General features: G+C 56.4%; 2 protein-coding genes and 1 pseudogene. All 3 read left to right on the plus strand.

The window, feature by feature from the left end; translation table 11 throughout:
* The first annotated feature begins 7 nt into the window (after positions 1 to 7).
* On the plus strand, positions 8 to 1,450 hold the full coding sequence (locus EOA86_RS38825; RefSeq protein ID WP_348633365.1) for a calcium-binding protein: 1,443 nt from the start codon (positions 8 to 10) through the stop codon (positions 1,448 to 1,450).
* Between the two features lie 553 nt (positions 1,451 to 2,003).
* Positions 2,004 to 2,750 carry an FkbM family methyltransferase gene (locus EOA86_RS23845; protein ID WP_095520378.1) on the plus strand — a complete coding sequence of 249 codons (747 nt, stop codon included), beginning with the start codon at positions 2,004 to 2,006 and terminating at the stop codon, positions 2,748 to 2,750.
* Positions 2,751 to 3,429: 679 nt separating this feature from the next.
* Positions 3,430 to 4,448, plus strand: a pseudogene (locus tag EOA86_RS23850) (calcium-binding protein); the annotation flags it as partial.

Below are 4,448 nucleotides of genomic sequence, written 5' to 3' on the forward strand. Positions count from 1 at the left end.
GAAGGCTATGGTCTGGCTCAACGAGGGCGAGGGCGTGACCCAGTCCTTTATCGACAAAGTCACCCCCTTCCTTGGCAATCCGAAGGTGTATGGGTTTTTTCTCGTCGACGAGCCGGATCCCACCGGCCAATACCACACCCAGGTAGACGCTGAGGATCTGAAAGCCGAATCCGACTGGATCCACGCTCGCATGCCAGACGCCAAGACCTTCATCACCGCGATGGATATGGGGTCTGCCGAAAACCCGGATTTTTCCAACACCTACAACTATGACAACACGCATATCGATCTGTTTGGAATAAGCGCTTATCCGGTGCGCACCGGAACAGACACGGTCGACTACGACATGATCGACAGAACCGTGGCTGCTGCGGTGGAGTCGGGCATCCCGGTCAGCCAGATCGTTCCGGTCCATCAGACCTTTGGCGGCGGCAATTGGACGACCAACACGGGCGGCAAATATGTCATGCCGACGGCGGATCAGCTGCAGACGATGATGGACCACTGGAACGAACTGGTTCCGTCGCCCGAATTCGACTTTGCCTATGCCTGGGGTTCGCAGGAAGGCGACGTCGCGCTTGAGAGCTCGCCGGAACTGCAAGCCGTCTTCCGGGAACACAATCTTCAGGATGAGGCCCCGGCCACACCTCCAGTTAGCGATCCTGCCACGCCTCCAGCTAGCGATTCTGAAACGCCTCCAGTCAGCGATTCTGACACGCCTCCAGTCAGCGATTCTGACACGCCTCCAGTCAGCGATTCTGATACGCCTCCAGTTAGCGATTCTGGCACGCCCCCATCCGACGGCCCCGCCCAGACCATCGAGGGAAATGCCGGCGCCAACACTCTAAACGGCGGCGTCGGTGCCGACACCATGATCGGCCACGGCGGCAACGACGAATACTATGTCGACAATGCCGGCGACAAGGGGGTCGAGTCCTCTGGCCAAGGTCAAGACAGGGTGTGGACCTCTGTGAGCTATGCACTCTCAGCCGGCTCATCGATTGAAGTCCTTGGCACCACGAAGGACGCCGGCACCACGGCAATCAACCTGACCGGCAACGAGTCGGCCCAAACCATCCAGGGCAATGCCGGCGCCAACGTCATCAACGGCGGCGGCGGTGCCGATAAGTTGAGCGGCTTCGGCGGCAACGACATTTTCGTCTTCAATAGCGCCCTTGGTAACGGCAATGTCGACAAGGTCGTCGACTTCAACCAAGACAAGATCCACCTCGACGACGCGATTTTTGCCGAGCTTAAGTTGGGCAAGCTCGCATCCGACTCTTTCTTTGCGGGTAATGCCGCGCATGACAGTTCCGACCACATCATCTACAACAGATCGACTGGAGCGCTCTCCTATGACAGCGACGGCACAGGCGGCGCATCTCAAACACAGTTCGCCACTCTTTCTCCAGATCTGTCGCTTACGGCAGCCTCGTTCTTTGTGACCTAACGGAGCTAGCGGGAAACGCCATCGCGCGAGGGCCCGCGCTCGCCAACAGAGACAGGTGGATAAACTGCACTTTTGAAGCCTGTCTCGTTTGGCGGCGTGGATGCCCTGGCGCGGATCGCGCGGCACCTGCGATGGCGCCGGCCGTCCCCAGAACCGTTCTAAGCCCATTTCGGCATTGTCGATTCTCCTCCACGTCCTGCGAAGCAGGCTACCCCGGACCGTTTGAGTTCCAGAATGGTAAGGTTAGCTCAAGTGCCGGTCCCCTGAACCAGCAGCAGGCCGAAGGAACCACGCTAGGTTCGCTAACGCATTGTTTCGGCGAAACGCCTGTCGCTGTCATCCATTCGTAGGATGAGAATTCATACCTTAGTGGCTAGGGATTGAAGATGAGTGGACCTGCCCTTCAAAGGGAGGCTCTCCGCAGGCGATGCGTGTTTGACTTTGGAGAGCATCCGGTGGGCGTCAGTTCCGCGGGCAAAAGCAGCAAGCGGGTTTTAAAACCGGGGATGCCAGGGCGCAACTGGGCCGGCAGGGCGATTGGCAATGAGGGGTCATGGGAAAGATCAAGCGATCCTTGGAGGTTTTACGAACCGAAGGGCCTGGTCGACTCCTCCAATTGTCTGCCCTATCGCTGATCGAGCCGCTCAGATGGCAAGGGCTTCGTCCTCGCGTTGCGTCTGATGCAAAGCAGGCATTGTCCCATCTCAATTTGACAAATCGAAGTCGCGGATTGTTTATCGATTGCGGTTCAAATATAGGTCAAGGTCTTAGATTCTTTTCTACATACTATACGCCCGACAAATACGATTACGTTTTGATCGAACCAAACAAGAATTGCCTTGCGCAGCTTAATGCATTGCGCGCGAAAAATTTGACTATGGAGATTATCCCAAAGGCGGCGAGCGTAAAAGACGGCTACGCTGAATTGTTTGGGCCTCCTCCAGATCGAGCGGAAGCCACCCACCAAAGTTGCTCGATAGTCTTGGACCACAACGAAAGCCTGTATCAATCACAGCGATTTGCGCCGGACCTCGTCGAAACGTTTTCACTCTCAAAAATGATCCGGACAAAGCGTACGCTGTATGACGTGATCGTTCTCAAGCTCGACGTCGAGGGGGCAGAATACGAAATTCTTGATGATTTGATCAGGGCTGGAACCCATCGTGATCTATATGCCGCCTACGTGGAATTCCACTCTCTTAAACTGAGGAATCCCGCGAGACGGGAGAAGCGCGCCCTCGAAGCCAGAATGGTGCAAGCATTCGGCGAAGCCGGCATTCGATTTAGAAGATGGATATAGCGTCCTGGCGGGGCGCTGGAAGCTTGGGTTGAATACCACTCTTGAGACGCGGCTCACCGCCAGATAACCGCTCGCGTCCGACTCCGGCACAGCATATCGCCTCGGCGTGTAGACGCTGTCCATCTTTTCACCATCTATCGGCCCTGCCACATTGTCATCGAGCAGGCGGGTGATCCGGGCAAAGCCCACAAAAGCCTTCCTTGCTTCCTCGTCCGATATCTGGCCCAGAGCCACTCGCAGCAGTATAAACCGTAACCTATGTGTCCAGAATGGACCCCGGCGCCACTTGGCGCACCCGACAGGAGTCGAACGTGCGACCTCTGCCTTCGGAGGGCGAGCGCAATCAACGATCCTTAGTCGTACAAACGACATGGCGACAATATCAGCCGAACACCAAGCGCCTGCGGTTCGGTGCGGCCTTCATCGACGCCATCCTCACACGAGAGAGCGGCTCTAGAAGCGTTCGGGAAACCAGGCAATCCCAACTGACTGACTATATATCCAACATTGCCGTCATCAAGTTTCGCGCAAGTCCCTGCAGTCAAACCGCATGAAAATTGGTGATCCATCCAAGATCAACGATTCTATCAACAGCGTGTCGCTAATTGATTTGGCGCTAATATAGGCCCTCTAGTAGGCCGGATCGGGGCGCTACAGAATCACACGAGGGGATATTCGCATGGCCACGATGCACTACACCTGGGGCGCCTCAGCTGCCCAGGCCAAGGCCTATGGCTTCAATCTGGTTGATCTTCAATACGCGTCATCGGTCAACGCGTTGCCGGATGGCTCGAAAGCCCTGATCTGGCTCGGCGAGAGCAATGGTGTAACCCAGTCGTTTATCGACAAGGTAACGCCTCTCCTCAATAATCCGAAGGTTTTTGGATTTTTTCTGACTGACGAGCCGGATCCCACTGGCAGATATCATACCCAAGTGAGCGCTGCCAATCTGAAGGCGGAATCCGACTGGATCCATTCCCATTTTCCAGGCGCCAAGACTTTCATCACCCTGATGGACATGGGGTCGTACACAGATTCGAATTATTCCAATACCTACAATCCTGCCAACACAGGGATCGATTACTACGGAATAAATCCGTATCCGGTGCGCACGACTGCGGTGGACTTCAACTACATTGATAGAGCTGTGGCTGCGGCGTTGGAAGCAGGCATCCCGCAGAGCGCGATCGTTCCCGTTTATCAGGCGTTTGGCGGCGGCGGCTGGGCGACCAATACGGGCGGATCATATGTCATGCCCACGACGTCTCAGATGCAGACCATGATGGACCACTGGGAAAGGCTGGTTCCCAATCCTGCCTTTGACATGGCTTATAAATGGTCCTCTCAGAACGGCGAAACCTCGCTTGGGAACACTCCGGCGATGCAAGACTTTTTCCTGCGACACAACACCAGCACCACGACCCCACCGCCAACCGACGATACGCTCTATGGCACCAGCGGAGCCGATGTACTTCAGGGAACTGGTGCCCACACGATGATCGGCTACGGCGGCAACGACACCTATTACGTCGACAATGCCGGCGACAAGGTGAATGAGGCGGCCGGCGGCGGCACCGACAGGGTGCTCACCTCGCTGAACTATGCGCTCGCGGCCGGCTCGGAAATCGAGCTTCTCGCCACCACGAATCCGTCTGGCACGACGGCAATCAACCTCTCCGGCAATGCGTTTGCCCAGAC

The sequence above is a fragment of the Mesorhizobium sp. M5C.F.Ca.IN.020.32.2.1 genome, assembly GCF_004023105.1.
In the GTDB taxonomy this organism is placed as follows: Bacteria; Pseudomonadota; Alphaproteobacteria; order Rhizobiales; family Rhizobiaceae; genus Mesorhizobium; species Mesorhizobium wenxiniae.